Here is a 25,592-nt window from a genome sequence, read left to right as displayed (position 1 = left end):
CTCCGCTCAGCTTATGAGTTCCACCTTATACTCTATGGGTGCCACTTGGTTTATCATGTAGGCTATGGAGCAGGTACCAGGGTTGTAAATCACCTTGTCCAGAGCCTTTTTAACGTCCTCTTCACTTACATCTCCTTTAACTTTTACAAAGAGGTATATTTTGGTAAAAACTTTTGGATAGCCCTCAGTTATTCTCTCCGCGTCTGTTTCTATCTCTATGTGTTGTGTGTGCTTGCCTTCCTTATGAAGAGCCTCGTAAAGGTGTATGCCTACGCATCCTGCTATGGAATGAAAGAGAAGTTCCGGTGGCCTTACACCCCTTCCTTTACCACCCACATACCCAGCAGCATCTATGAGCACTTCCCTTCCGGATTCACCACTACCCACAAAGTGAAAGTCCTCTTTTTGCACCACCTTTACCTTCATACACACCTCCTTTTGTTAGTGGATCATTTATTATAACTTCCCCTTACAAAAAGTGCTAACTTAAATCATGGGTTTTTGAACCTTTCTGGGGAAAAGTAGTCCAAGTAGTAAGACCTCTCACCTTTAAGTAAGTAATCCTGTAATACTCTTACAGTCATAGGAGCATGAAGTATGCCGTTTCTGTAGTGTCCTGTCAGTAGCATGTAGTTCTCTCCAAGATCAAAGATGGGAAGTTCATCAGGTGTGGCTGGTCTGAAACCTACCACAGCGGATAAAAACTGAGCGGAGCTTATGGTAGGCATTATACGTATAGCGTTTTCCGATAGCGTCTTTATGCCTTCAAGAGATACCTGAGGGTCTGTGTTTTGTTTTTCGGTGGTTGCACCTATATAAACATACTTACTCCTTGGAATTATGTAAGAAATTAAAGAGTAGTAAACCCTATCCACATGAGGATACTTTACCTTAAGAGCCTGACCTTTGACAGGAAAGACGGGAAGGTCAAAAAGCTCCCTTGTCCATGTGCCGGTGCAAAACACATAAAAGTCCGCTTCGTATCTGTTTTTAACGCCTTCTAACCTGATAACCCTTCTGTCTTTGGTAATCACTTTGTGTATTCTGTCTGTTATAAACTCCACACCCTCTCTGTTTATCGCAAACAGAAGAGCATCCATAAGCATAGGTACATCTACCCAACCTTCCTCCGCGTAATGTATAACGCAGTCCACACAATCAGAAAGCTGAGCTTTAGGCGTTAATATCTCAAGCTTAAAACCCTCTTTAATGTACCTCCTTGCCTTTCTAAGGGTATCTTCCTCTCCCTTTAGCACCACTCTGTTTATACCTTCCATCCACAGATCTATCTTTTGCCCAGACACTTCTCTGATGAGTTCCACATAGGACGGATACTCCTTTAGACTACGGTAAGAGAAATCAAATAGCACACCTTCGAGCCCCTCTGAAAAAGGTGCCAACATGCCTCCTGCCACCCATGATACCGCTTCCTCAGGATTTTTGGTTATAAGACTTACCCTAAAGCCAGAAAGAGACAAAAAAAGCGCACTACTAAGACCTATAATTCCGCTTCCTACCACAATGATTTTTGTCATGTTATAATAAGTTATATGGGAGAGTTAAAAAGGAAACTTGATACAGATTATGTTTATTTTGCAGAAGTGGAAATGCTTTTGAACTACGGTATAGGATACCCAGACCTTATAATAAGGCTCAGAGAAAAGATACATCAGGAAGGACTTGATGATAGCGTGTATGTAAGAAAAACGGACAGGAAACTTCTTCAGAATGTACACAGGTTTATAGACCTTCTTGATAGTTCTGATGAACCTCTAACGGATGATCCTACACAACCTCCCGAAAAGTGGTGGTGGCACCTTCGCAGTATAGCAAAGGGCAGACATCCAAGCTTAACCCTTCCGGAATATCTAAGAGAAGTCTACAGAAAAAGGCGCAAATACTGGAAACAGAGAAGTAAAGAAAATCCCTATTTTTATATAAACTATTCTCATGGACGAGATATGGGCTTTACGGAAGGAAATAGACCGTATAGATGAGGAGATCCTAAGACTCCTTAACGAAAGGATAAGTATAGCTCAAAGGATAGGCGAGCTTAAAAAAAACGCAGGGCTTGATATACACGCACCAGAAAGGGAAAGAGAGGTATTTGAGAGGCTCCTAAAACTAAACAGAGAACTTTACGGCGGAAAGTTTCCCGAAGAGGCTCTTTTTCATGTATACAGGGAAGTTATGTCTGCGTGTTTATCTGTTGAAAAACCACTAAGGGTTGCCTATTTGGGACCAAAAGCCACTTTTACCCATCAGGCTGCTCTTGAGTATTTTGGTTTTTCCGTACATTATGTACCTGTAAGTACCATAAGGGATGTTTTCAGTGAAGTGGACTTGGACAGAGTAGATTACGGCGTGGTGCCTGTAGAGAACACTATAGAAGGTGTTGTCAATTACACCCTTGACATGTTTTTAGAGTATGACCTAAAGATAGTAGGTGAGGTAGTCATTCCTATAAGGCTACACCTCCTCTCTAACCTCTCAAACCTAAAAGATGTGAAAAGAATATACTCTCACAGGCATGCCTTAGCTCAATGTAGGACTTGGTTAGATAAAAACTTACCAAATGCTCAGATCATAGAAACGGAAAGCACCGCAAGGGCATGTGAGATAGTTCTTGAGCTTGAAGATGCTGCAGCCATAGCCAGTGAAGTGGCATCTTACACTTATCATCTGGGCATCCTTGCAGAAAACATACAGGACAGTTCTAACAACTTCACCAGATTTCTCGTTATAGGAAAGAGAAGTGTGAAACGAACAGGGAAGGACAAAACGAGCCTCATACTTGCAGTCAGAAACAAACCTGGTGATCTTTACAAAACTTTAGAAAGCTTTTACATATACGGAGTTAACCTTACTAAAATAGAGTCAAGACCTTCTAAAAAGAAGGCGTGGGATTATGTCTTCTTTGTTGACTTGGACGGACACATGGAAGATGAGAATGTCAAAATGGCGCTGGAGTCCCTTTCCAAAAACAACCGTATCATAAAGATCCTTGGTTCTTACCCTAAGGCTCTATTTGAGGAGAGCTAAGGCGGTAAGAATCTCCCTTTTGTGCCTTTCACCAGTAGCAGGAGGTATTATGTCCTCACCTATCTTTAGCCCTACGGGATAGCCTTCACTTATCAGCTTTATCACAAGATAAGCCAGTTTAGAGACTTTTTCTTCTTTGCTACCATCAACTAAATCAAGGGAAAGCACTATAGGGCTTTTTTCCTGCGAGTAGGTATCCTTTACATAAAGCTTGCCTGTTTTGGCAGAAGCTTTCCAGTGTATAAGCTTTACAGGTTCTCCTCTGTACTCCCTTATGGAATGCACCTCGTCGTATCCTCTGGTAAGACTCTGGAAACTCTCTCCCATCTCCTTGGTAGATGAGCTTTCTAAAAAGCTTAGCTTTGTAGGAATTGGCTTAGGAAAAACCACTAAGTTTATAGGCACAACTTCTACATAGTATCTCTCAAAAAGTCCCACAGGAAAGCTTGTTGCTATAACAACTTGCACATTTTGATAAAGACCTCTCCTTTCAAAAAATAGACTTACATTAGTTTCTCCTCTTTTGAAGATTATTGGCAGGGTTTCATCTTTTAGTTTAGAAGGGAATCTTATGAGGAAGGAGGGTAGTCTCTTTCTGTTTTCTACTAATAGCCTAAAATTTTCGTACCTCATGGCATAAACTTCCGCAGGTGGGATAAGCTTGATACTGAGGCCACGCAGGTTATAAAGAGAGATCAAGCCAGATACTAACATAAAGGAAAGCATAGAAGACACAACTAAGTAAAGGAGGTTGTTTGCTGTGTTTACCGCTGCAACACCAAAAAATACCGTTATGCCTATGAAGATGATTCCTGAGCGATTAACTCTTACCCTGTATCTTTTCCTCATCTTTTGTGAAAAACTTCATCATCTCCAAGGGAATGGGTATTAGGATGGTGTTGCCCGGCTTTGAACTAACTGTCTGTATTGTTTCCAGATATCTAATTTGCAAAGCTAAGGGTTCTGATGCTAAGATCTTGGCAGCGTCTGCAAGCTTTTGAGCCGCCTGATACTCTGCTTCTGCGGTTATGATCTTAGCTCTTCTTTCTCTTTCTGCTTCTGCCTGCCTTGCCATAGCACGCCTGAGTTCCTCAGGAAGGTCTATCTTTTTTAGCTCTACCGCCACCACCTTGACGCCCCATGGGTCTGTTTGCCTGTCTATTATCTCCTGCAGTTGTATGTTTAGCTTTTCCCTCTCTGCAAGAAGCTCGTCAAGTTCCACAGCACCGCAAACGCTTCTTAAAGTAGTTTGAGCTATCTGCGATGTAGCATAGTAGTAGTTTTCTACTTCCACCACAGCCTTTACCGGATCTACAACTCTGAAATAGACAACCGCGTCCACGCTGACAGACACATTGTCCTTAGTTATTATGTCCTGAGTGGGCACATCAAGAGTCACAGTTCTGAGGTCCATTTTGACCATTCTGTCTATTATGGGTATGAGTATAAAAAGCCCTGGACCCTTTGCTCCTATAACCCTTCCCAGCCTAAAAATAACCGCTCTTTGGTATTCGGGAACTATCTTAACACTTACTGATAAAAAGATAACCACTAAAACCAAGAGAATAACCAAAGGCATATTAGCACCCCCTACGATTTTTAAAAGGTCTACTCCAAAGATAGCACCAAACACTACCACAAGAAACAGCAAAAAAGGCAAAACCTCTAAAATCCCTCTCATGGCATGTAGGAAAGAATTATACAACGCTCCCCTTGATGATGAAGCTTTTAAAATGTATATTTTATACACATGGTTCTTTACATAAACGGTGAGCCAAGAGAAGTAGAGAGAGAGCTTAACTTGAATGAACTTCTGAACTACTTGGGTATAGCCTTTAGAGAGGTAGGGCTTGCCATCTCTGTTAACGGAGAGGTAATTCCTAAGAGTAAATACACGGATGTAAGGTTAAAAGAAGGCGATAGTGTTGAGATCATACACTTGGTAGGTGGCGGTTGATATAAAATCTATTCACGGAGGTTTTATATGCTTGATGTGGAAAAGCTCTTAGAGGAAGACCCACTTGAAATAGCAGGAAGGACATTTAGGTCAAGGCTCATAATAGGCTCTGGAAAGTTCAAAAGCTTTCAGCAGAATAAGGAAGTCCTTGAAGCGAGCGGTGCGGAAATAATAACGGTAGCAGTCAGAAGAGTTAACATTACAGACCCAAATAAGGAAAACTTGTTAGATTATATAGACCCCAAAAAGTACCTAATACTTCCCAACACTGCTGGTTGTTATACTGCAGAAGAGGCCATTAAAACCGCCATGCTTGCAAGAGAAGCCACAGGCATAAACTGGATAAAGCTTGAGGTTATAGGAGACCAAAAAACACTCCTTCCGGACATGGAAGAGACCCTGAAAGCTGCTAAAATTTTGGTGAAAGAAGGTTTTGTGGTACTTCCTTACATATTTGATGATCCTGTTTATGCCAAAAAGTTTGAAGATGTAGGCTGTGCAGCGGTTATGCCCTTGGCAGCACCCATAGGATCAGGACTTGGACTTCAAAACCCCTACAACATTATGTTTATCAAAGAGTCTGTTTCTATCCCCGTTATAGTGGACGCTGGTATAGGAAGCGCCGCTGACATACCACCCGTTATGGAGCTTGGCGTTGATGCCATTCTTACCAACACTGCTCTTGCAGAAGCAAAGGACCCCATAAAGATGGCAGTAGCCATGAAGTACGCAGTGATAGCAGGTAGGCTCTCTTACCTTGCAGGTAGAATGCCAAAGAGAACATACGCAGTTCCCTCTTCTCCTTTAAAGGGTGTTCCTTACAAATCATGATGGAAGTTGCGATAATAGGAAGCGGTATATCTGGTCTTTCGGTAGCTCATCATCTAAAAAAAGCTGGTGTAGAAGTAAAGGTCTTTGAAAAGGAAGAGGTTTTGGGAGGAAACATACAGAGTGAATACATAGATGGGTATCTGTGTGAATTGGGACCTCAGACAGTTCTTGCAGATAGTAAGATGGAAGATTTTTTAAAGGACCTGCATTTAGAACCCATATATGCCAACCCATCTTCCAAAAAAAGGTACATATATAAAAAGGGCAGGCTCGTTGCTCTTCCCCTTTCTCCTTTGGAGTTTATCACATCACCCTTCCTGTCCTTTAGTGGAAAACTCAGGCTCCTGAGAGAACCCTTTGTGCCCAAATCTCCCAAAAAAGAAGAGAGTATAGCGGAGTTTGTAAGGCGCAGGTTTGGAAAAGAGTTTTTAGATTATGTGGTTGCACCCTTTGTGTCTGGAGTTTATGCGGGAGACCCAGAAGAACTTTCCGTAAAGTATGCGGTCAGAAAAGTGTATGAGCTTGAAGAAAGGTACGGAAGCGTTATAAGGGGTGCCATAAAGTTAAAAGCCTTAGGTCCTTCTGGAAAACTCATATCTTTTAAAGATGGCAATAAAACCTTAATAAACAAACTTTCAGAAAAACTTGAAGTGCTCAAAGGAAATGTAGTCCTAAGAATAAGAAGGAAAGATGAGTTTTTCCTTTTGGACACCAAGGAGGGTAAGTTTTCAGCCAAAGCGGTAGTAGTTGCTACACCCTCTACATCCGCAAGCTACCTCCTCAGAGATCTCTCTTGGAGCGTGTCAGAAGAATTTGATAAGATTTACTATGCGCCTGTACTTGTGATGCACATATCCGTAAATGCGGGTAGTCTGCCAGAGGGCTTTGGCTTTTTGGTGCCAAGAAGGGAAGGCAAAAGAATACTTGGTGTGATATTCTCCTCACAGCTCTTTGCGGGTAGAAGCCCCAAAGGAAAGGACCTGCTTACCTTATACTTAGGTGGAGCTACAGATCCGCAGATAGTAGATTACTCAGACGAAGCAGTGGTGAGCATTGTAGAAAAAGAATTAAAGGAAATACTAAAAATAGAGCATTTTGAAATTATAAGGATAACGCGCTGGAAGAAGGGAATACCTCAGTACACGCTGGGATACGGTAGGTACTTGGACTTGGCAAATTCCATAGAAAAGGAACAACCAGGTCTATTTCTAACGGGCAATTACCTTTACGGTGTATCCGTAGCAGATTGTATTAGAGCATCTTATCAGGTAGCACAGAGGGTTTTAGAATTCCTTGAACTCAAAAAAGGTGCTGTGGTATAATTATTATGGAGGCGGACAAGATGCAGTTCTTTTTGGATACAGGAAATGTAGACGAAATAAAGCAAGCGTTAGAGTGGGGTATCCTTGACGGCGTGACCACTAATCCCACGCTTATAGCCAAGACGGGTAGATCCTTTATGGAAGTAGCTAAAGAGATAGTTAAACTCGTAGATGGTCCTGTGAGCTTAGAAACTGTTTCCCTTAACGCGGAAGGTATGATAAAAGAGGGAAGGATGCTTGCTGAGCTTGGCGATAATGTGGTGGTAAAGATACCCATGACTCCAGAAGGTGTAAAAGCCATTCAAGTACTTGAATCTGAAGGCATACCTGTAAATGTGACTCTCATCTTCTCACCCGCTCAAGCTCTCATTGCTGCAAAGGCAGGTGCCACCTTTGTCTCCCCCTTCATAGGAAGACTGGATGATATATCTGGAGAAGGTATGAAGCTCATAAGAGAAGTCAAAACCATCTTTGATAACTACGACATAGATACACAGATCATAGTAGCAAGTGTGCGCCACCCCATGCATGTGGTGGAGGCTGCTCTCATAGGTGCTGATATATGCACCATGCCCTTTGAAGTGATGAAAAAGCTCTTCAATCATCCTCTAACTGACAAAGGATTGGAGCAGTTTCTCAAAGATTGGGAAAAGGTTCCAGGCAGGCCCTTTTAAACACCACTACCGGTTATAAGTCTCACTATATCGTTGAGTATAACAAAAGCTGAAAGAGCTATAATGATGGCAAAGCCTACTTTTTGCCAGTTTTCTTTGAACTTCTGCGAAAGAGGTCTTCTCCTAATAGATTCTATAAGAAAGAGGAGTATTAAGCCACCGTCAAGTACAGGAAGAGGAATGAGATTGAAAACTGCAAGCTGAACGGATATAAAAGCCATCATACCAAGAAAAGCTATGAGCCCCTGCTGGGCAGATTCTCCAGCCAACTGAGCAATAGCTATAGGACCACCAAGCGTTTTTAGGGAAAGACCACCGGTAATTAAACCCCAAAGAGCTTTAATGGACAAGACTGTTAAATCCTGTGTTTTCTTAAAAGCTTCCAAGACAGCTTCACCTAATGGCTCTTTTACGCTTATGAGTTCTATGCGCGGTGATACACCCAAAAGAGGAGTGCCCGTCCTTTTATCAACCATAGGTATCACATGCTTCTCAAGAACCTGTCCGTCCCTTTTGATCTTAAGCTTTATAATCTCCCCCTTTGTACTTCTTATGAGGGCTACCGCATCGTACCAACTTTTAACCTTTTTGCCGTTTATTTCTAATATTTCATCTCCTTCTTTTATACCTACTTGCTCCGCTGGGCTTTTTGGAAGAACCTTGCCTATGACAGGTTTAATGTAAGGCTCAACACCAAAAGAGTGAGCCTTAGAAAGCTCCACACTTCCAGAAAGTTGCAGTACCTGACCGTTTCTGAGTACCACTATGTTCCAGTTCTTTTTCAATACACTCTCAAGCACAACATTTTCAAAGTCCTTCCATGTGTTTACCTTCTTACCGTTTATCTCTAATAAAAGATCTCCTTCTTTTAGTCCAAGCTTTTGTGCTGGGCTGTTTTCCACCACATGTCCTACAAGAGGTTTTTCAAGTACATAGGAAGGTGTAGGTTTTCCTACAGAAAAGATGAGAGCAAACAAAAGAACCGCCAATATAAAATTAAAAAGAGGTCCTCCACTGGCTATAAGTATCTTTTGATAATTCTTCTTTGAAGAAAAAGCTCTTGGGTCATCTGAGTTTTCTTCTTCGCCGTAGAGCTTGACAAACCCACCCAAAGGTATGGCAGATACCCTATACTCAGTCTCTCCCCACTTCTTACTTAAAACCACTGGACCAAAACCTATAGAAAAAACCTCTACCTTTACACCGAAAAGTTTGGCAAAAAGAAAGTGTCCAAACTCATGAAACCACACAAGCACACCTATGAGTATCAAAAAAGCTAAAAGTGTCTCCATGGGTCATAAGTATATGTTATACACTCTCGTTTGTCAAAGATTTAAAGCTAAGATATATTTAACGCTATGGAATGGGTACAAGCCCTTACAGTAATAGCCAGCCTCACTGCAGTTATTGGAATAGTTGCTCAGTTGTTAAACAAACGCATAGACGACCTTAGACAAGACATGGACAGGAGACTGGATAGATTGGAGCAAGACATAAGAGAGATAAGACAGCTTCTTTATAAGATATTTGAAGTGCCTCATAAGGAGGACAAGTAAATGGAATGGATACAGGCTCTTACTGTGATAGCCAGCTTAACAGCTGTTATTGGAATAGTGGCTAACCTTTTGAACAAACGCATTGAGGACACAAATAAGCGTATAGAGGACACAAACAGGCGCATAGATGACCTAAGGGAAGACATGAAAGAGATAAGACAGGAACTAAGAGAAATAAGACAGCTACTTTACAAGGTGTTTGAAATACCTCACAAAGAGGATAAGTGAATGGATTGGACACAAACCATAACCATCATTGCAAGCTTTGTGGGAATTATAAGTATAGTAGTAGTCTTACTTAACAAAAGGATTGATGACACAAACAGAAGGATTGACGACCTAAGGCAGGACATAGATAGAAGACTGGACAAGATGGAGCAAGAAATAGACAGAAGGCTTGATAAGATAGAACAAGACATAAGAGAGATACGCCAGCTTCTTTATAAGGTGTTTGAAGTGCCACACAAGGAGGAAAAGTGAATGGAATGGATACAAGTTATCACCATCATAGCGAGCATAATAGGGGGTAATGTGGTGCTAATGGGGATCATTGCAAATGTGCAAAACAAACGCTTTGATGATATCAATAAGCGTATAGATGACTTACGGCAGGATGTGGACAGGAGACTAGACAGACTGGAACAAGACATAAGAGAGATAAGACAGCTTCTTTATAAGGTTTTTGAAGTTCCACACAAGGAGGATAAGTGAAGTTTTCGTGAAGAACCTTGCCATTATACGCAACCTGCGTTAACATTAAAACTTAATAACCTTTAAAGGAGGGTTTAGCCATGAGACAGCTCTATCAAGCCACGAGCAGGTCCGCGAGGATGAACAGCTCAAGGGGTTTCACCCTCATTGAGCTACTCATCGTCATAGCCATCATAGCCATACTGGCATCCTTGGCAATACCGCAGTACCTAAAGTACCAAAGGAAAGCCAAAGTAAGCTCCTACGCAGAACCCATAGCCAGAGGTTGTATGTTAGACATGGTAGCGTGGTGTACAGAAAACGCAAGCGGTGCACCTCCAACAACTCAGCTGGCTAACTGTTCTACAACGACCATAACAACTGGTGGTGGACAAGTAACGCTGTCAGTTACTCCCGGTACCTGCAATCCCGACGGTACTTTATCTAACAGCAGTGCGACTGCTACACTTGATACCGCTACTGACTACACTGCGGTTTGCACTTACGACAAACAAAGCGTCAAGTGCACCATACAGGGTTAATCTAAGCTGAAGCTCTTAGCCCCCTTTGTGGGGGGCTTTTGCCATGAAAAAAGGCTTTACTCTTGTAGAGCTTCTGATAGTTATAGCTCTTTTGGTTATACTGGCTTCTATGGCTATTCCTTCTTATCTTATGTATCGCGACAAATCTAAGGTGGCTAACTTTGCCCTTTCTATAGCTTCAGCATGTGCCAAAGATGCCATGGCGAATTGCGTCTCTAAGTTTGTAGAAGCTCCTACACCTTACAGCCTCAATGGTCTTCCTAATTGCTCCAATGTCAATACCGCTATGGGAAATGTTGAGGTTTTGCTTGATGGAAGCTATACATGCACGCCAAACGGTATAGCAAGTGGTACTGTAAGAGGTATGCTTGCAGGAATAAACAACTATACAGCGGTGTGCGAGTTTTCGGAAAACAACCTGAGGTGTAGCGTCAGGTGATATTCCTTCTTTTGTCTCTTTTTGCCTTTTTTTATACCTTCTCTTCCAGCAAGGTTATAAATACGGGGGATGCAGGAGAGTTTGCGGTAGGAGCTATAACCTTAGGTCTTGCACACCCTTCTGGATATCCTCTGTACATGGAAGTTTTAAAGCTTTTTAGCTTTTTACCCTTAGGAAGCGTTCCCTTCAGAATGGTTTTAGCATCTGTAGTGTTTTCTTTACTGTCTCTTTATATGCTTTATAGACTTGTGCACACTTTGACGGGAAACGCTTTAGTTTCTTTGTTCCCTGTGGCTCTTTTGGGTGTCTCTTACTCCTTCTGGGGACAGTCTGTAGTTATGAAGTTCTACATGCTTAATCTTTTTATAATATCCCTGCTTTTGTATTTTGGTCTAAAAGTCATTCTTGAAGGTTATGACAGAAGGCTTAGTTTCCTTGGAAGCTTCTTGTTGGGGCTTTCTCTTGCCAATCACCACACAGCTGTTCTTGTGGTTATACCCCTTGTGTATGTTTCCATACTTTATTTTAGACCATTCCTAAAAAACCTACCCTTTAGCATCTTCTTTTTCTTGCTTGGCTTTTGGGCAAACCTGCACATGTTCATCAGGGGTAACAGGGTGTTCGTACCCAATCCAGTTTATGACCTAAATAGCTTTTGGGAAGTGTTTCTTAGAAAACCCTACCAGCAGGGGTCATCTCCGGAGGTGGCAAAGGGTCTGTTTGCAGACCCAATGGGCTACTACTACGCGCTGAAAAACCTTTTTATTATCTTTAAGACTAACTTTCCTATTTACGCTTTTCCCCTTTTCCTTTTGGGTATCTTGTGGGCTTTTAGGTTCTCAAGAAGGGTAGGCATCTACCTTAGCCTTTTCTTCCTTGCTTACTCCCTCCTGCTTGCTAAGATGACCTTCTCTTTTCCTCTCATAAAGTCTGATGGATGGTACATAGGTGCGCATCAGTACTTCCTACCTGCACTCTTTGGATTTGCTCTTTTCTGTGGTCTTGGGCTCTATTGGGTGGTGGATCTTCTTAAAAGAACGGAGCTTTTGAAAGTAGCACTTCCTGCATCTCTTTCTGTATACGCTTTGGTGGGTGTCTTTGATAGGCTTATAGACCAGAACTTTAATGACAACTATGTGGCTTATTCTATTTCCAAGAGCATCATCTCTTCCCTTCCAGTAGGAAGCCTGTACCTAACTTACGGAGATAACCATACCTTTGGCTCTTGGTACTTTAAGTACTTGGCACGCTACAGGCAGGATATCTGCTCCAACGACTACCTGTCACCAGATAGCAACACCCTCATACCCAGAGGGTGCTATCCCCAAAAGCTTTACAAAGACAGTTACCTATTTTCCAGCTTCTTTAAGGGTAATTTTGCAGAGTTTGCTTCATCTGGAAGGCTTTACAGTATAGTGTTTTTAAAACCTCCCAATCCTTTGGCTGAGTTTTTCAAAAACGAGTTTTGGGTGTTTTCCTTTGCCTTGATTCCCAAAAACCTACAAGTTCCTGAGAATGTTTGGACAAAGAGGTTATTGCGCTACGAGGAACTTGAAAACCTTAGCATGTTAGACTGCGCCAACTACATGACTGATGATAGGTTTTCTGCAACTCTTTGCAACTACTCTCTGCCTATGTTTGCTTACCTTATTTCCAGAGTGGAAGTCAGCAAACAAACTGGACTTTTGAATTATGACGTGAGATATATGGGAAACACCTTTAGAGTGTCCGTAAACAGACCGGGAGATAAGAGCCATCCCGGTGCGGAGTTTGAGATAAAGGTAGGACCAGAGAACAAGAATCTTATAGACCTTTATAACAGGGTGATGCAAAATAACAAATTGGAGAGGTTTATCTATTACCCTTACACTGCGGAGGCAAGGGGAAGCTTAAGATGAAGTGGCTGTTGGTTATCTTTGTCTTGGTTATGAGCGCTGTGTTTGTGCTTTTTCAAAACCAGAAAAGACTTATTAGAGAAGGTGATGCTCTTTTGGTATCTGGAAATCCCCTTATGGCTATATCCATGTACGAGAGGACACTTCTAAATTATGTACCCTTTAGTCCTTACAACCAAGAAGCGGTGGAGAAAATAGAAAAGCTATGTCCCAAGCTCAAGGAAAAGGAGCACAGGCTTTTTTGCTATGAGACGCTAAGGTCTGCTATATACCAAATAAGAGGCATATACACTCCATACTCGGAAAAACTCCAAAAGTTAGACAAAGACATAGTGCTCCTAAAGACGGAGCTCTACATACAGAACAACCTTCCACCAGAGGACAAGTATCAGCAGATATACAAAGACCTAAAAGCCATGCAGGATTATGACCCGTATCCTTCTGTCTTTTGGAGCATTCTTGTGGTGCTGTCCCTTTTGGGATGGATAGGGTCTGTAGTTTTTATGATTTATAGATCTTTTAGGGTAGGTTTGTTATCCTTTGTGGTCTTCTTTTCTTTGTGGGTGCTGAGCCTCTACAAGGCATGAAGGTGCTTTTTCTCAATAGGAGGTGCATAAAGCATCCAGAAAAGGGTGGGGCGGAGGTCTATACAATGGAGCTGGCAAAGGCGCTAATTAGCGTAGGCGCGCAGGTGGAGTGGTTTGCCTCAAGACCCAAAGGACTATCCGCAGAAGAGCATCTTGAAGGTATAAGGTTTATCAGGAAAGGCAACGAGCTTACCACACACCTTTATGGCTTTCTGTACGCTCTTAAAAAGCCTAAGGACTGGCTCATAGTGGATGAGTTCAATGGCTTGGGATACACGACCTTCTTTTTGAAAAACTCCATCCTGCTTATACACCAGCTTTATGAAGAGTTTTGGACCGCAGAGCTGGGACCTTTGGGCTATCCTTTCAGACTCTTGGAGAAACTCCTTCTGAGACTATACAGAAAAAAGCCCACTATAACCGTGTCTGAATCCACTGCAGAAGACCTCAGAAGCATAGGCTTTAGGGACATCACCATCATACACAACGGTCTTGATATAGAACCCAGTATTTCAGAAAAAAGTAAAAGTTTGACTTTGGCTTACATAGGAAGGCTCAAAAAAACCAAAAATCCAGAAGACGCTCTAAAAGCTTACCTGATAGTCAAGCAAAGGGTAAAGGATGCGAAGATTTATGTCATAGGCGATGGTCCCCTTAGACCCTATCTGCAGAACAAATACGGAAATGTAGAGGGTGTGGTATTTACAGGGTACATAGAAAGTCAAGAAAAGTACCAACTTCTAAGGGAGTCTCATGTGCTTTTGGTTCCAAGCATAAGGGAAGGGTGGGCTCAGGTGGTGATCCAAGCCAATGCAGTGGGCACACCAGCCATAGGCTACAGGGTCCAAGGCTTAAAAGACAGCATAAAAGATGGCACAACAGGGTTTTTGGTAAAGGATTACCAAGAGATGGCACAAAAAACCCTCTTGCTTTGGGAAGATAAGGGGCTCTACAAGAGACTCTCCACAAACGCTGTGGAGTGGGCAAGGAACTTCTCTTGGGAGAAGACAAAAGCAGAGTTTATAAGCTATCTCAAAGACAGAGGACTGTTATGAGAGCGCTGGTAGTCCTACCCACTTATAACGAAGCGGACAACATAGATAAGGTACTTGAGAGGGTTTTACAACATCCTTTTGTAGATGTGCTCGTGGTAGATGACAATTCCCAGGATGGCACACAGGAGAGAGTCCAAAGGTGGATGGAGAAGACCCAGAGAGTGAATCTCCTAAAAAGACATACAAAGCTTGGACTTGGTACTGCGTATGTGGAGGGCTTCAAGTGGGGACTTGAGAGAGACTACGATCTTTTCTTTGAGATGGATGCGGACCTCTCTCACGATCCTTCAGACATACCAAGGTTTGTAGAAAAGGTAGAAGAAGGGTGCGACCTTGTGATTGGTTCAAGATACACAAAAGGGACTATAAGTGTAGTAGGTTGGGACTTTAAAAGGCTTCTCATATCTAAGTTTGCAAACTTCTATGCAACTACTATACTTGGTGTAAGACAGTTTACAGACATCACCAGTGGATACAGATGCTACAAAAGGGAGGTACTAGAGAAAATAGACCTAAAGGCTATAAAGTCCAACGGTTATGCTTTCCAAATAGAGATGTTCTACAAGACTTACAAACTTGGCTTTAGAGTTTGCGAGATACCCATAATATTTTACGAAAGAAACAGTGGTGCTTCAAAGATGAGTAAAAAAATAGCCTTAGAAGCGGCAATTATGGTGTGGAGGCTTAAGCTTGCAAAAACATAAAGGTTATCAGGAGTATCTTGGAAGCATTAGAGAGATAGGACTAAGACCCTTTGTTAGGAAGCTTTTTGAAAAGTACGCCATCACAGAAAAGCTCTACTACAGGCTTACCAACATATCCGTGAAGAAGTTAAGCAGTATACCCAACATAAAGACCGCTTCTAAGATCCTTGATGTAGGCTGTGGAACGGGAGAGGCACTATACTTTATAAGGAAGTTCCTCAACCCTTCTGCAGAGCTCTTTGGAGTAGACCTTGAGAAAAACTCTTTACTGCCAGATTATGTTAGCTTTTCTGCATGCGACATAGAGGAGCAGAATCTTCCCTTTGAGGAAGAAAGCTTTGATGTGGTCATTTCTACCTTTGTGCTGGAACACCTAAGAAATCCTCAAAAGCTCTTCTTGGAAAGCCTCAGGGTCCTGAAAAAAAACGGATACTTCTACTGTGCTACTGACTATTACACTTCCCTTTTCTGCCAAGGAAGCTATAACTTCTACTCAGACCCAACTCACATAAGACCTTGGACCAAAAAGAGTCTAAAGATCCTTGCCAAGATGTGCGGTTTTGAGGTCCATCAAGTGAAGGTTTTAAGATGGTGGGAATACCTGCCTCTTCTACCCATCTATCCTCTGCTTCAGCTTCTTACACCCAAAGCCAACGATTTTTCCTTTATACCCTACGAAATATTTGGAAGATTCGTTTATATAATAGCGAAAAAACCATGAGGATAATTCACTTCATCTACGATCACATAAATAACCCTTGGGTAGGTGGCGGTGGAGCGGTAAGAGCTTTTGAAATATACAAAAGGCTTGCCAAAAAAGGCTATCAAATAACAGTGGTAAGCGGAAATTATCCAAAGGCTCAAGAAGGCGAAAAAGAAAGCATAAAGTTTTTGTTTTTAGGTTCTGACAAAAACTATATTATTAGTACCTTCTCTTACGCTTTAAGAGCCAAAAGTTTTTTGGGCAAACATTACAAAGATTACGACCTAATAGTAGAAGACTTTGCACCTTGGAATCCCATTTTCGCATACAGGTATCAAGATAAAAAGCCTGTGGTTCTCCAACTCCAAAACTACGAAGGGATAAACATCTTAAAAAAGTATTTCCTTCTTGGATTACCCTTTTTCTTAGTGGAAAGGTTTTACCCAAAAAGATACAAACACATAATTTCCCTTTCTGAATTTTTAAACAGAGCTTACAAGATCAAAGCTCAGGTAATACCCAGCGGTGTTGATAAAGTTGAGAATGGTTTTGAGTTGGGACATTATGTTGCTTACCTTGGCAGGCTTGATATAACTCAAAAAGGCTTGGATCTTTTAGCAAAGGCTATAAAGGAGTTAAAACACATAAAATTTAAGATAGCTGGTGATGGAAAAGACAGAGAGAAGTTTTTAAAAATGGTAGATGGTTGTAAAAATATGGAGTATTTGGGAAGACTAACGGGAGAGGAAAAGGTTAATTTCATCAAAGGTTCAAAATTTTTAGTCATGCCTTCAAGGTACGAAGGACAGGGGATAGTAGCTCTTGAGTCTGCGTCCTGCGGAAAACCTGTGATTGTTAGCGACATTCCCGTGTTCTCTTATGTGGTGCAGGCAGGGTTTGGTGTTAGCTTTCGCAAAGATGACCCTAAGGACCTTACGGAAAAAATAAAGTTCTTGTACGAAAGAGATGATCTGGTGCTTGAGATGGGCAAAAAAGGCGTAGAGTTTGCCAAAGAACACACTTGGGACAAGATATCCGAGCGCTACGAGGAGTATATAAAGAGTTTAGCATGATAAAAAATCTTTCTTTTGTAAGCTTTGCCTTTTTGTATGCCAACGCTGTAGGCTATGTCTTTCACTTTTTTGTAAGTAGGCATTTGGGAGTGCATGGATACGGTGAGTTTATGGTTATTTATGCCCTGATGCTAAGCGTAGGAAACTTCATAAACCTACTCGCTACTCCCGTGGTTAAAGAACTACTAAGGAATTGGCAAGAAACGAAAAGTGCACTTTCTTATATGAGATTTTTAGGTTTATTCCTGGGATTTTTTATTTTTATACTTGGAATAATATTTGCTGAGCCTATAAAAGATTTTTTAAGGATATCAAAGGCTCAGTATTTTTGGGCAGTAGCCGGTGTGTGGTTTCTTCAACAGATGCTTGTCATAGAAAGAGCTTATCTTCAATCATTAGAAAGGTTTAGCCTGCTTGCTCTTTCCGTGGTTTTTGAACAGAGCGTAAGGCTCCTGACCGTGGTCTTCTTAGCAAATTTAGGGATTATTGGTGTGCTCTTCTCGTTCATCGTTAGCACTTTTTCCGCTCTTAGTATGCTTTTTGGTGTAAACGGAGTGTTTTTTACAAAACCCAAAAGAGTATCCCTTTTGGGTCTTATTAAAGCCTCTCTTTTTACCTCCCCTGTAGGCTTTTTTGTGTATGCAGACGATCTTTTTATAAGACGCATTTTTGAACCTTCTGTTGCAGGGCTTTATGCCTCAGTGTCCTTGGTAGGTAAGGTGTTCGTATGGCTTATTCTAACATTTATGACTGTGTTCTTTCCCAAATTCGTAATGTACGCACAGAAGGGAAAGCTAATGATAAATTTTCTAAAAAGAGTACTGTTTTTGGTGTTTTCCGCATTTATATTTTTTGAAGTTTCTTTAATCTTTGTAGGTAAATATCTTTTTGTGTTTCTGTTCTCTGAAAAGTTCCTTCCAGCTTTTACTTACCTGCCTTTTTATCTTTTTACAGCGTTCTTTTTAACTTTAACATTGGTCTTCATTTATTTCCTTACCGCTTTAGGTATTATGCTCTGGTTGCCTTATTTGCATCTTTTTGTTTATTACACAGGATTTTTAATCCTCCCTTTTGGGAGTGTTTGGTGGTACATGTTTTACATATTTTTCCTAAATTTATGCTTTTTACCCCTTTATGCTCTTTCTATACGCAATCGGTAATGAGAAGTTAGTAATCCAGAAAGACAGCCACCTACAAAGAAGGCAAAGAGAAATAAGCCAAAAAGCTTTGCAAAACTTCCGAAAGGCGAGCTAACCAGCAAAATGCCTGCTATGGGTATGAGCATAAAGGAAATAAATACTTTTGTATCTTTGTTGCTTACCCTTATCTTCAAAAGGTATCCCACGGGTGTTGTCTCAAGATTCTGTCCAAACCCTGCGTACAAAAGGAAGGCAATAAAGAGCTTAAAGATGGAGATAAAGGACCACAAAAGCATCTGAGATGCGAAAAACCCAGATGCTACACCTTCCAAGTTTAAACTTTTTGAAAACCATTCAGAGAGTGAAAAAACGAAAAAAGTATCCAACAAAGCCACTGCGGTAAAACCTAAAGGGGATAAGCTTTCTACATGGGGTTCTTCTTGGTAGTAGCAAAGCTTGTCAAGAGTATTTTTCCATCTTCTGTATGCTTCTCTTTCTGCCTCAAAAACAAAAGGCTTACCTGCACTTACGGACCTGAAAAATTCTGATATGCTTACTCCAAGGTTTTCTAAGGCTTCAACGAGCTTTTCTATGTTTTCCTCCTCTCTTAAAGAGATTATCTTTATCCTTACCTTATCACTCATTCTCTTATAAGTACTGGAGTTAGGAATATGAGAAGCTCGGACTGGGTGTTTTGCAACCTTTCCTGTCCAAAGACCCACTTGAGTATGGGCACTCTCACAAGACCCGGAATCCCTTCGTTAGTCTTAGATTCTTGATTGTCTATTATGCCTCCTATAACTAAGGTGTCTCCATCGTTGACTACCACTTTTGTGGAGGCTTCTTTGGTGTTTATAGCAGGTCCCTGGGGAGTTTGCTGTCCTGGTGTGTCCCTCTTGAGGTTTATGTCTAAGAGTATCCTACCGTCTGGTGATACAACCGGCGTGACATCAAGCTGAAGTACCACATCTTTAAACTGTATGTTGACAGCTTGAGCACCTCCTGCAATCACAGTGGTTTGATAAGGTATCTGTACTCCCTGTTTTATGGTTGCTTTTTGAGCGTTGATGGTCACTACTGTAGGTTTGGCTATGTTTTTTGCCAAGGATATGCGTTCAAGAGCGGATAGTCTTAGGTTTAGGGCATTTAAAATTCCCTTCTGGAAGGCAAAGGTGAATATACCACCCGGCGTGGGAGAAAGCCCTGGCGTGTAGTATATAGGAGAGCGCACACCTACTCCTGTGTCTGGTGGTACGTATATATTACCAAGAGGTGGCGGAGTGCCTATATTGGCTCCTTGTCCTGCCCCACCGCTCCAAAACTGGGGTACTCTTGCCTGAGAAAGCAAAACATTCCAATTTATACCCAGCTCCCTTAAGGCTTCCTCTCTTATCTCAATTATCCTTGCTTCTATCTTCACTTGAACGGGTGAATCACTTATGTAATCTTTAAATCTTTCTCTTATCTTCTCTATAACTTCTGGATAGTCTGTAATCATTACAGCGTTGAACTCTTTGAGTATGGGTGAAGGAGGAGTTTGTTGTTGTTGAGATTGTGCCATTTGTGGCTGTTGTATGGGTGCTTGTACCTTTAAAGCTCCACCGCTTAATATGGTGCCAGCTTCCGACCTGAGGGGTTCTATCATCTTTATGAACTCGTCCGGGCTTATGTACTTAAGATAGAAGATCTTGGTTATGGGTCTTCTTTCCGCAGGTGTCATGGTGAGAAAGTTTTTAAGCACTTCCTGATACTTTTCCATCTGCTTGGGACTGTCTGTTATCACAAGAGCTGAAAAACTCTGCACTTTAGTGATTACTGTATCTGGCTTTTTATAGGCACTTAAAAGTCTTTCCGCTTCGTCTAAGGATATGTTTTTAAGATAAAAAACTCTTGTGATGCGTTCTTCTGCAGGGGCTACTTTTTCCACTATCTTAGCATAGTCCTTGAGTATGGGCTCAAGCTTCTTTATGTTGCGTTCTTCATCTCTTATGTAAACCGTCTTGAGGGTTTTGTCTATGACTATTTCCGCAGAGGGGCTTACTCTTGGCTTTAGAAACTTTACAAACTTCTCTATTTGACTGTCATCAAGTCCAGAAAGGCTTATACTTATCTCTCCAGCTTTGGTTATTCTATAAACTTTCTTGTCTATAGGTACTGCTATAAGTCCGTACTCCTTGAGTATTATGTTCATAGCTTCTCCAACAGGCACTGGCTTGTATATGGCTATGCTAACGGTTTTGGATACTTCTTGGGATACTTGAGGGTCAAAGATGACGTTCATATCAGCAACCTGAGACAAAGCTTTTAGCACTGTTTCCAGTTTTACATTTTCAAACTTCATCTCCTTTATGGTTTGTGCCAAAGACAAGCTCAGCAAGAGAAGCATTGACATAAGTGCCTTTTTCATTTCTTCCCTCCTTCTTCAGTCTTTTTTAGAAACTGCGATGGGCTTTGCTCCACTCTGATAGTTTTTACCTTTCCGTCTTTCTCCTCAACAACTACATAGTTTTCTGTTTTTCCGTGTTTTTCAATAACTATATAACCCACCACACCTTCCATGCTTTCAAAGGCTTTCTGCGAAAAGGATACGCTTACCAACGCCAGTAAAAGTAGATTCCTCATTTTTCCTCCTCCTTTATAAGAACAAAAACATCAAGCTCTCCGCGTAGTTTTCCGGCTTCTGCCTGAGATAGCTGTATACCTGAAGGGTAGGATATAACACCACCCTTTGACATACCTTCCATAAATTTTTCAACAGCTGGGTAAGTTCCCGTAAAGCTCACCTTTATGTTCTGTTTTATGTATTTCACACCTTCTGGTTTCTGTTGCTGTTTTTTCTCTTGTTGTTTCTGTTGTTGTGCTTGTTGTGGCTGTGGTTGAAGTTCCTTAACAAATTTTTCATTTCCTACGCTTTGAAGTACATAAAGAGTTTCCTGACCGGGTTGTATCTGCACGTTAGTTATGGTGAGTCCACTCCTCTTTGCTAAAAGACCTATGCTTTTGAGTATAGTGCTTACATCTTTTTTTGTAGGTATAGTTCCCACTATGGCGGAAAGCTCTTTCTCCTTCTCTTCTAAAAGTCTTCTTGTTTCCTCTTCTTTCTTTTTGAGGTTTTCAAGGAGCTTTGGGTTTGTAGAGCGCTGTAAGTTTTCTATCTCCGCTTGTATGTTCTTTTTCTGATCCTTTAGTTTGTCTACTTCGTCTTTTGTAGGTTGGAAAAATAGAAAGTAAAGAAAAATGATAAGGATAATGGGCATTACCACAAAGAGAAACACTCTCTGCCACTGGGGAAGTTCATTGATTTTCCGCATTCCCTTTCCCTCCGTGTAGTGTCTTTGCTGTGGAAAGTTTTGCGCTATAGTATTCAAATCCGTACTGGTTTGTCTTTCTTTCTATACTTGATACTTCTATCGCTTTTGATAATGATGCGAGCCTTTTGGTGTAATTACTTATTCCGTAGTAATCAAGAGATTGAAGTTCCAGTTCTGCCTTTATGAGTAAGGTGTTAATATCCAAGCTCTCTTTATAAGAAGATATCCAAGAAACTGATGGTACTGATTTAACATGAAAGAAAAGAGTGTTGTTGAAAGGCGAATAGTAAGATTTAAGCCCTACTATTATATCTTTGCTTTTATCTATGTCCTTTATTTTGTTCTCAAGGTCCGCTATGTTTTTTTCTATGTTTTTTTTCTCATCAGCGAACTTCTTTGCCTTTGCTTGCAATTGCACCTTCTGTGCATTAAGTTCGTCCAGCTGTTTTCTAAGATTCTCCATGTCTGAGCGAAGCTTGAGATAATAAAGCAGTGCTAACACAAAGCTCAGCCATAAGATGACTGACAGATAGTAAATAGCATTTTCTTTTGGGGTGGGAAGAGCTATCTGTGGTACTCTCCTCGCTGTGGGCTTTAATTCTTTCTCCTCCTTCTTTCTTACAAGGTTTATCTTTATCATCCCTCCATACCTCTTAGACTAAGTGTGTACGGAATAAAAAAGTTAGGTTTTAAACCTTCTATATCAAGAAGACCAAGTATGGGTAGGTTTTCAAGTATGCGCGTAAGGAGTTCTTCCTCAGAAAGGATGGGTCCTGCTATGTAGATATTAGTTAGATCATTGATAATTAAGATGTTTCTTACCTCTGCAAAGAAATTTTCCAAGTAGTGTTCGTCTTTCGTCTTGAGGTATTCCGTATAGTCCCAAGGTGTCACGAAGTAAGCTACATTCAAAGGCGAATAGGTTACCAGCAAAACATAACCGTAGTCTATGTAAAGTACGGAGAAAGGAATAGCTACTTTGTTATAAAGTCCATAGTTTATTATGGTTATAACTTCGTAATCAAGTATTTTCAGTCTCATACCGGCGGATTCTATGAGCTTTTTCAGATTGTTCACCGCTTCTTCCCTTGCAAGCACTAAAAGCATGACAACATTTTTAGCATCTTTTTCCCTTTCAAGCACAAAGTAGTCGTGCAGGGTACCCTCTTTTATCATAGAAAGCTCTCTTTTAACAGCCCAATCTATGGCGTGTTTAAGGTCTTTCTGGCTCATGGTGGCAGGGTATTTGTAAAACTTTAAAAGGCCGTCGTTAACAGGTAGGCAGGATATTACAGCTCTGTCTTTTAAGTTGTATCTTTCCACATAAGTTTTTAATATGCTGAGTTTTTCGCTTTCGCTTTTACCTTCCCAGCGAACTTCTAAATCAAAAATTGGCTTTTTCTCCTCATTTAGGTCTAACATTCTGAGCACTCTATCCGTTATTTGCACAGATAGAGAAACCTTGGTTTTTCTCAGAGTGGGAAGTTTTAGCTTTGGTAATGTTAGTTTCATTTTACCACCCCCCTGAGCTTCTCTTCCGCTTTACTTACCACAAGCATGGTCTTTAAAACAGAGTCTGGGTTTAAGGATATGCTGTCTATACCTTCTTCTACTAAGAAAACTGCAAATTCAGGAAAGTCAGATGGTCCTTGTCCACATATGCCAACTTTTTTCCCTTTCTCTTTTGCTACCTTGATAAGCTGTGATATGAGTCTCTTTACTGCTTCATTACGCTCATCGTACAGATGCGCCACCAAAGCGGAATCTCTGTCTAAACCTAAGGTGAGTTGGGTAAGGTCGTTAGAGCCTATGGAAAAACCGTCAAAGATCTCCGCAAACTTATCCGCAAGGAGTACATTGCTGGGAAGCTCTGCCATCACATAAACTTCTAAGCCGTTGTCCCCTTTCCTAAGCTTGAACTCTTCCATGACTTTGAGTACCCTCTGTCCTTCTTCGGGTGTTCTGCAGAAAGGGACCATAACTTTAGTGTTAGTAAGCCCCATCTTGTTGCGCACTCTTAGGATGGCTTGGCACTCAAGCCCAAAGGCGGGTTTGTAGGTGTCTGAATAGTACCTTGATGCACCCCTCCATCCGAGCATAGGGTTCTCTTCCTCGGGTTCAAAAAGCTCTCCACCAATGAGCCCTCTGTACTCGTTAGACTTAAAATCAGAAAATCTCACTATCACAGGATTGGGATAAAAGGCTGCAGATATCTTAGCAATTCCGTAAGAGAGCTTTTTCACAAAGTACTGAGCTTTGTCTTCGTATCCAAAGGTAAGGTTTTCTATATCTTCTATGATCCTCCTTAGTGGTATAGCTTTTTTGTCTCTACCTTTGACTAACTTTTCCGCAAGTTCTCCTCTGGCGTTATTCTGAATAGCGGACATTAGGCAGTAGCCTTTTTCATCAATTAACCCTTCCTTCTCAAGCTTTAAATACAGTTCTTTTAATTCCTCGTAATGTATAAGAGCCAACGGATGTATCTTTATGTAGTTGGCTATTATGAACTCTTCTCTGGCAAGTCCAACACCATCGTTGGGTATAAAGGAATACTTAAAAGCTGACTCTGGGTTTCCTACATTCATCATTATCTTTGTCTTGGGTCTTGGTAGATGTTCAAGGTTTATTTCCTCCACCTCAAAGGGTATATGACCATCATACACATATCCTATCTCACCTTCTGCGCAGGATACAGTAACTTCCATACCGCTTTTTAGTATTTCGGTAGCTTTGTGGGTGCCTACCACTGCAGGTATGCCAAGCTCTCTTGCTACTATAGCTGCGTGAGCGGTTCTGCCTCCTCTGTTGGTTATTATGGCGGATGCTTTTTTCATTATGGGTTCCCAATCTGGGTCTGTGATGTCTGTAACTAACACTTCACCTTCCTGAAACTTGCCTGCATCCTTAAGGTCGTATATTACCCTTACCTTACCTACCGCTATCTTATCACCTACCGCTATGCCGTAAACCAGTCTTTTCTTCTCCCTTTCTTCTATGGGCTCTACAAACTTATAAACTTTGAGTACCCTCTCTTCCTTCCTTGAATGCACCGTTTCTGGTCTTGCCTGAACTACAAAAAGCTCGTTTAGAATGCCATCCTTTGCCCACTCTATGTCCATAGGTGTCCATCTTCCGTTTTTCTTCGAGTAATGTTCTTCTATAAGTATTCCCCACTTGGCGAGTTTTAGGATCTCGTCATCTGTTAGTGCAAACTGCTTTTGTTCTGATATGGGTACATTGACTATTTTTGTTCTCTCCCCACCTACACCGTAGACCATTTTTCTGTCTTTACGCCCAAGCTTTTTTTCTATTATTGCTGAGTAGCCTGCTTGAAGGGTGGGTTTAAAAACCATGTATTCGTCAGGTGTTATAGCTCCTTGAACTATAAGCTCACCAAGTCCGTAGGCAGCGTTTATCACCACTACATTCTTAAAGCCAGACTCGGTGTCAAGGGTGAACATAACACCCGAGGCTCCCATGTCTGATCTTACCATCTTTTGCACGCCCATAGCCACGCCTACTTTGAAGTGATCAAAACCGAAAGACTCCCTGTAAGATATAGCTCTGTCTGTAAATAGAGAAGCAAAGCCGTTCTTTATGGCAGTCAGTACATTTTCCGCACCTACTACATTTAGATAGGTCTCTTGCTGACCCGCAAAGGAGGCGTGAGGCAGGTCTTCTGCGGTTGCAGAAGAGCGTACTGCCACATCTACCGCAAAAGAGCCGTATTTTTCTGAAAGCTTAGCGTAGTATTCCTTTATAAGTTCCTCTATATGTGAAGGAAACTCCCCACCTCTTATAAGCTCTCGTACCTGATGACCTCTTTTAGCCAAGTCCTCTATGTTTTTTGTATCGAGCCCTTTTAAAATCTTCTTTATCTCCTCCTCCAGCTTGTTATAACGCAAAAACTCGTAATAAGCTTCTGATGTCACTACAAAGCCGTAAGGTATGTTTATTCCCAGAGAGGATAAATTCTTTATCATCTCGCCCAAGGATGCGTTTTTGCCACCTACTAAGGGTATGTCCTCTATACCCACCTCGTCAAGCCAAACTAAGTAGCGTTCAGCCATTT

31 protein-coding genes are annotated in these 25,592 nt (G+C 41.4%); 19 read left to right on the top strand and 12 right to left on the bottom strand.

Annotated elements, in window-relative coordinates; genetic code table 11:
- Positions 1-6 precede the first annotated feature (6 nt).
- Both CP948_RS06365 and thiO read right to left on the bottom strand, forming a co-directional pair.
- A complete protein-coding gene (locus CP948_RS06365) occupies positions 7-426 on the bottom strand; it encodes an OsmC family protein (protein WP_096602528.1) in 420 nt (139 codons plus the stop codon).
- Positions 427-491: 65 nt separating this feature from the next.
- On the bottom strand, positions 492-1,535 hold the full coding sequence (gene thiO, locus CP948_RS06360; RefSeq protein WP_096602526.1) for a glycine oxidase ThiO: 1,044 nt from the start codon (positions 1,533-1,535) through the stop codon (positions 492-494).
- Between the two features lie 15 nt (positions 1,536-1,550).
- Between thiO and CP948_RS06355 the strand changes: the two genes are divergently transcribed.
- Positions 1,551-1,997, top strand: a complete 447-nt coding sequence (locus CP948_RS06355; protein WP_245810105.1) for a hypothetical protein — start codon at positions 1,551-1,553, stop codon at positions 1,995-1,997.
- Positions 1,951-3,042 carry a prephenate dehydratase gene (gene pheA / locus CP948_RS06350; RefSeq protein ID WP_096602524.1) on the top strand — a complete coding sequence of 364 codons (1,092 nt, stop codon included), beginning with the start codon at positions 1,951-1,953 and terminating at the stop codon, positions 3,040-3,042. Before CP948_RS06355 ends, pheA begins: the two co-directional genes overlap by 47 nt.
- On the opposite strand, the gene CP948_RS06345 is transcribed toward pheA, so the two are convergent.
- Positions 3,025-3,891, bottom strand: a complete 867-nt coding sequence (locus CP948_RS06345; protein WP_096602522.1) for a DUF58 domain-containing protein — start codon at positions 3,889-3,891, stop codon at positions 3,025-3,027. The two genes, pheA and CP948_RS06345, sit on opposite strands and share 18 nt — an antisense overlap.
- Positions 3,863-4,723, bottom strand: a complete 861-nt coding sequence (locus CP948_RS06340; RefSeq protein WP_096602520.1) for a slipin family protein — start codon at positions 4,721-4,723, stop codon at positions 3,863-3,865. Before CP948_RS06340 ends, CP948_RS06345 begins: the two co-directional genes overlap by 29 nt.
- 69 nt (positions 4,724-4,792) lie before the next feature.
- Here CP948_RS06340 and thiS point away from each other — a divergent pair, with 69 nt between their 5' ends.
- Genes thiS through fsa form a run of 4 tightly spaced genes read left to right on the top strand, consistent with a single transcriptional unit; the run spans position 4,793 to position 7,826 of the window.
- Positions 4,793-4,999 (top strand): sulfur carrier protein ThiS, encoded by a 207-nt coding sequence (thiS, locus tag CP948_RS06335; protein WP_096602518.1) that lies wholly within the window; start codon positions 4,793-4,795, stop codon positions 4,997-4,999.
- Between the two features lie 27 nt (positions 5,000-5,026).
- Positions 5,027-5,830, top strand: coding sequence for a thiazole synthase (locus tag CP948_RS06330; protein ID WP_096602516.1), 804 nt, complete (start codon positions 5,027-5,029; stop codon positions 5,828-5,830).
- A complete protein-coding gene (gene hemG, locus CP948_RS06325) occupies positions 5,827-7,152 on the top strand; it encodes a protoporphyrinogen oxidase (RefSeq protein ID WP_096602514.1) in 1,326 nt (441 codons plus the stop codon). Before CP948_RS06330 ends, hemG begins: the two co-directional genes overlap by 4 nt.
- 20 nt (positions 7,153-7,172) lie before the next feature.
- Complete coding sequence (gene fsa, locus CP948_RS06320) at positions 7,173-7,826, top strand: fructose-6-phosphate aldolase (protein ID WP_096602625.1); 654 nt, start codon at positions 7,173-7,175, stop codon at positions 7,824-7,826.
- Here the strand turns inward: fsa and rseP are convergent.
- Positions 7,823-9,118 (bottom strand): RIP metalloprotease RseP, encoded by a 1,296-nt coding sequence (gene rseP, locus CP948_RS06315; RefSeq protein WP_096602512.1) that lies wholly within the window; start codon positions 9,116-9,118, stop codon positions 7,823-7,825. The genes fsa and rseP overlap by 4 nt on opposite strands.
- Before the next feature lie 66 nt (positions 9,119-9,184).
- Between rseP and CP948_RS06310 the strand changes: the two genes are divergently transcribed.
- The 13 genes from CP948_RS06310 to CP948_RS06250 all read left to right on the top strand — a co-directional run bounded on the left by CP948_RS06310 (position 9,185) and on the right by CP948_RS06250 (position 18,230).
- Positions 9,185-9,382, top strand: coding sequence for a hypothetical protein (locus CP948_RS06310; RefSeq protein WP_096602510.1), 198 nt, complete (start codon positions 9,185-9,187; stop codon positions 9,380-9,382).
- Complete coding sequence (locus CP948_RS06305; RefSeq protein WP_096602508.1) at positions 9,383-9,610, top strand: hypothetical protein; 228 nt, start codon at positions 9,383-9,385, stop codon at positions 9,608-9,610.
- Positions 9,611-9,862 (top strand): hypothetical protein, encoded by a 252-nt coding sequence (locus CP948_RS06300; RefSeq protein WP_096602506.1) that lies wholly within the window; start codon positions 9,611-9,613, stop codon positions 9,860-9,862.
- Entirely contained in the window at positions 9,863-10,093 is a 231-nt protein-coding gene (locus CP948_RS06295) for a hypothetical protein (RefSeq protein ID WP_096602504.1), read from the top strand.
- A gap of 80 nt (positions 10,094-10,173) precedes the next feature.
- A complete protein-coding gene (locus tag CP948_RS06290; RefSeq protein ID WP_096602502.1) occupies positions 10,174-10,614 on the top strand; it encodes a prepilin-type N-terminal cleavage/methylation domain-containing protein in 441 nt (146 codons plus the stop codon).
- A gap of 43 nt (positions 10,615-10,657) precedes the next feature.
- Entirely contained in the window at positions 10,658-11,053 is a 396-nt protein-coding gene (locus tag CP948_RS06285; protein ID WP_096602500.1) for a pilin, read from the top strand.
- Complete coding sequence (locus tag CP948_RS06280; RefSeq protein WP_096602498.1) at positions 11,050-12,951, top strand: protein O-mannosyl-transferase family; 1,902 nt, start codon at positions 11,050-11,052, stop codon at positions 12,949-12,951. Before CP948_RS06285 ends, CP948_RS06280 begins: the two co-directional genes overlap by 4 nt.
- A complete protein-coding gene (locus CP948_RS06275) occupies positions 12,948-13,535 on the top strand; it encodes a hypothetical protein (protein ID WP_096602496.1) in 588 nt (195 codons plus the stop codon). Before CP948_RS06280 ends, CP948_RS06275 begins: the two co-directional genes overlap by 4 nt.
- Positions 13,532-14,590 (top strand): glycosyltransferase family 4 protein, encoded by a 1,059-nt coding sequence (locus CP948_RS06270; RefSeq protein ID WP_096602494.1) that lies wholly within the window; start codon positions 13,532-13,534, stop codon positions 14,588-14,590. The genes CP948_RS06275 and CP948_RS06270 overlap by 4 nt, the downstream gene beginning before the upstream one ends.
- Positions 14,587-15,294, top strand: coding sequence for a polyprenol monophosphomannose synthase (locus CP948_RS06265; RefSeq protein WP_096602492.1), 708 nt, complete (start codon positions 14,587-14,589; stop codon positions 15,292-15,294). The genes CP948_RS06270 and CP948_RS06265 overlap by 4 nt, the downstream gene beginning before the upstream one ends.
- Positions 15,281-16,015 carry a class I SAM-dependent methyltransferase gene (locus CP948_RS06260; protein ID WP_096602490.1) on the top strand — a complete coding sequence of 245 codons (735 nt, stop codon included), beginning with the start codon at positions 15,281-15,283 and terminating at the stop codon, positions 16,013-16,015. Before CP948_RS06265 ends, CP948_RS06260 begins: the two co-directional genes overlap by 14 nt.
- Complete coding sequence (locus tag CP948_RS06255; RefSeq protein ID WP_096602488.1) at positions 16,012-17,070, top strand: glycosyltransferase family 4 protein; 1,059 nt, start codon at positions 16,012-16,014, stop codon at positions 17,068-17,070. Before CP948_RS06260 ends, CP948_RS06255 begins: the two co-directional genes overlap by 4 nt.
- Complete coding sequence (locus tag CP948_RS06250) at positions 17,067-18,230, top strand: MATE family efflux transporter (RefSeq protein WP_245810104.1); 1,164 nt, start codon at positions 17,067-17,069, stop codon at positions 18,228-18,230. Before CP948_RS06255 ends, CP948_RS06250 begins: the two co-directional genes overlap by 4 nt.
- On the opposite strand, the gene CP948_RS08990 is transcribed toward CP948_RS06250, so the two are convergent.
- From CP948_RS08990 to ppsA, 7 genes are read right to left on the bottom strand one after another with little or no spacing between them, the layout of a single operon-like run.
- The gene (locus CP948_RS08990) at positions 18,203-18,853 is read right to left on the bottom strand and encodes a hypothetical protein (protein WP_245810103.1); all 651 of its coding nucleotides are present in this window, start codon (positions 18,851-18,853) and stop codon (positions 18,203-18,205) included. The two genes, CP948_RS06250 and CP948_RS08990, sit on opposite strands and share 28 nt — an antisense overlap.
- The gene (locus tag CP948_RS06245; protein ID WP_096602486.1) at positions 18,850-20,616 is read right to left on the bottom strand and encodes a type IV pilus secretin PilQ; all 1,767 of its coding nucleotides are present in this window, start codon (positions 20,614-20,616) and stop codon (positions 18,850-18,852) included. Before CP948_RS06245 ends, CP948_RS08990 begins: the two co-directional genes overlap by 4 nt.
- On the bottom strand, positions 20,613-20,831 hold the full coding sequence (locus tag CP948_RS06240; protein WP_096602484.1) for a hypothetical protein: 219 nt from the start codon (positions 20,829-20,831) through the stop codon (positions 20,613-20,615). The genes CP948_RS06245 and CP948_RS06240 overlap by 4 nt, the downstream gene beginning before the upstream one ends.
- A complete protein-coding gene (locus CP948_RS06235) occupies positions 20,828-21,520 on the bottom strand; it encodes a type 4a pilus biogenesis protein PilO (RefSeq protein WP_096602482.1) in 693 nt (230 codons plus the stop codon). Before CP948_RS06235 ends, CP948_RS06240 begins: the two co-directional genes overlap by 4 nt.
- The gene (locus CP948_RS06230; RefSeq protein WP_096602480.1) at positions 21,504-22,160 is read right to left on the bottom strand and encodes an ATP-binding protein; all 657 of its coding nucleotides are present in this window, start codon (positions 22,158-22,160) and stop codon (positions 21,504-21,506) included. The genes CP948_RS06235 and CP948_RS06230 overlap by 17 nt, the downstream gene beginning before the upstream one ends.
- Positions 22,157-23,032 carry a type IV pilus biogenesis protein PilM gene (locus tag CP948_RS06225; RefSeq protein WP_096602478.1) on the bottom strand — a complete coding sequence of 292 codons (876 nt, stop codon included), beginning with the start codon at positions 23,030-23,032 and terminating at the stop codon, positions 22,157-22,159. The genes CP948_RS06230 and CP948_RS06225 overlap by 4 nt, the downstream gene beginning before the upstream one ends.
- Positions 23,029-25,590, bottom strand: a complete 2,562-nt coding sequence (ppsA, locus tag CP948_RS06220) for a pyruvate, water dikinase (RefSeq protein WP_096602476.1) — start codon at positions 25,588-25,590, stop codon at positions 23,029-23,031. The genes CP948_RS06225 and ppsA overlap by 4 nt, the downstream gene beginning before the upstream one ends.
- Positions 25,591-25,592: the final 2 nt, after the last annotated feature.

The organism is Hydrogenobacter hydrogenophilus (genome assembly GCF_900215655.1).
Taxonomy (GTDB): Bacteria; Aquificota; Aquificia; order Aquificales; family Aquificaceae; genus Hydrogenobacter; species Hydrogenobacter hydrogenophilus.
This window is presented reverse-complemented; position numbering and strand designations above follow the sequence as displayed.

What these genes read in the sequence shown, in the direction of transcription:
- CP948_RS06365 (WP_096602528.1), bottom strand. Translation starts at nt 426, where the DNA reads ATGAAGGTAAAGGTGGTGCAAAAAGAGGACTTTCACTTTGTGGGTAGT.
- thiO (WP_096602526.1), bottom strand. Translation starts at nt 1,535, where the DNA reads ATGACAAAAATCATTGTGGTAGGAAGCGGAATTATAGGTCTTAGTAGT.
- CP948_RS06355 (WP_245810105.1), top strand. Translation starts at nt 1,551, where the DNA reads ATGGGAGAGTTAAAAAGGAAACTTGATACAGATTATGTTTATTTTGCA.
- pheA (WP_096602524.1), top strand. Translation starts at nt 1,951, where the DNA reads ATGGACGAGATATGGGCTTTACGGAAGGAAATAGACCGTATAGATGAG.
- CP948_RS06345 (WP_096602522.1), bottom strand. Translation starts at nt 3,891, where the DNA reads ATGAGGAAAAGATACAGGGTAAGAGTTAATCGCTCAGGAATCATCTTC.
- CP948_RS06340 (WP_096602520.1), bottom strand. Translation starts at nt 4,723, where the DNA reads ATGAGAGGGATTTTAGAGGTTTTGCCTTTTTTGCTGTTTCTTGTGGTA.
- thiS (WP_096602518.1), top strand. Translation starts at nt 4,793, where the DNA reads ATGGTTCTTTACATAAACGGTGAGCCAAGAGAAGTAGAGAGAGAGCTT.
- CP948_RS06330 (WP_096602516.1), top strand. Translation starts at nt 5,027, where the DNA reads ATGCTTGATGTGGAAAAGCTCTTAGAGGAAGACCCACTTGAAATAGCA.
- hemG (WP_096602514.1), top strand. Translation starts at nt 5,827, where the DNA reads ATGATGGAAGTTGCGATAATAGGAAGCGGTATATCTGGTCTTTCGGTA.
- fsa (WP_096602625.1), top strand. Translation starts at nt 7,173, where the DNA reads ATGCAGTTCTTTTTGGATACAGGAAATGTAGACGAAATAAAGCAAGCG.
- rseP (WP_096602512.1), bottom strand. Translation starts at nt 9,118, where the DNA reads ATGGAGACACTTTTAGCTTTTTTGATACTCATAGGTGTGCTTGTGTGG.
- CP948_RS06310 (WP_096602510.1), top strand. Translation starts at nt 9,185, where the DNA reads ATGGAATGGGTACAAGCCCTTACAGTAATAGCCAGCCTCACTGCAGTT.
- CP948_RS06305 (WP_096602508.1), top strand. Translation starts at nt 9,383, where the DNA reads ATGGAATGGATACAGGCTCTTACTGTGATAGCCAGCTTAACAGCTGTT.
- CP948_RS06300 (WP_096602506.1), top strand. Translation starts at nt 9,611, where the DNA reads ATGGATTGGACACAAACCATAACCATCATTGCAAGCTTTGTGGGAATT.
- CP948_RS06295 (WP_096602504.1), top strand. Translation starts at nt 9,863, where the DNA reads ATGGAATGGATACAAGTTATCACCATCATAGCGAGCATAATAGGGGGT.
- CP948_RS06290 (WP_096602502.1), top strand. Translation starts at nt 10,174, where the DNA reads ATGAGACAGCTCTATCAAGCCACGAGCAGGTCCGCGAGGATGAACAGC.
- CP948_RS06285 (WP_096602500.1), top strand. Translation starts at nt 10,658, where the DNA reads ATGAAAAAAGGCTTTACTCTTGTAGAGCTTCTGATAGTTATAGCTCTT.
- CP948_RS06275 (WP_096602496.1), top strand. Translation starts at nt 12,948, where the DNA reads ATGAAGTGGCTGTTGGTTATCTTTGTCTTGGTTATGAGCGCTGTGTTT.
- CP948_RS06270 (WP_096602494.1), top strand. Translation starts at nt 13,532, where the DNA reads ATGAAGGTGCTTTTTCTCAATAGGAGGTGCATAAAGCATCCAGAAAAG.
- CP948_RS06265 (WP_096602492.1), top strand. Translation starts at nt 14,587, where the DNA reads ATGAGAGCGCTGGTAGTCCTACCCACTTATAACGAAGCGGACAACATA.
- CP948_RS06255 (WP_096602488.1), top strand. Translation starts at nt 16,012, where the DNA reads ATGAGGATAATTCACTTCATCTACGATCACATAAATAACCCTTGGGTA.
- CP948_RS06250 (WP_245810104.1), top strand. Translation starts at nt 17,067, where the DNA reads ATGATAAAAAATCTTTCTTTTGTAAGCTTTGCCTTTTTGTATGCCAAC.
- CP948_RS08990 (WP_245810103.1), bottom strand. Translation starts at nt 18,853, where the DNA reads ATGAGTGATAAGGTAAGGATAAAGATAATCTCTTTAAGAGAGGAGGAA.
- CP948_RS06245 (WP_096602486.1), bottom strand. Translation starts at nt 20,616, where the DNA reads ATGAAAAAGGCACTTATGTCAATGCTTCTCTTGCTGAGCTTGTCTTTG.
- CP948_RS06240 (WP_096602484.1), bottom strand. Translation starts at nt 20,831, where the DNA reads ATGAGGAATCTACTTTTACTGGCGTTGGTAAGCGTATCCTTTTCGCAG.
- CP948_RS06235 (WP_096602482.1), bottom strand. Translation starts at nt 21,520, where the DNA reads ATGCGGAAAATCAATGAACTTCCCCAGTGGCAGAGAGTGTTTCTCTTT.
- CP948_RS06230 (WP_096602480.1), bottom strand. Translation starts at nt 22,160, where the DNA reads ATGATAAAGATAAACCTTGTAAGAAAGAAGGAGGAGAAAGAATTAAAG.
- CP948_RS06225 (WP_096602478.1), bottom strand. Translation starts at nt 23,032, where the DNA reads ATGAAACTAACATTACCAAAGCTAAAACTTCCCACTCTGAGAAAAACC.
- ppsA (WP_096602476.1), bottom strand. Translation starts at nt 25,590, where the DNA reads ATGGCTGAACGCTACTTAGTTTGGCTTGACGAGGTGGGTATAGAGGAC.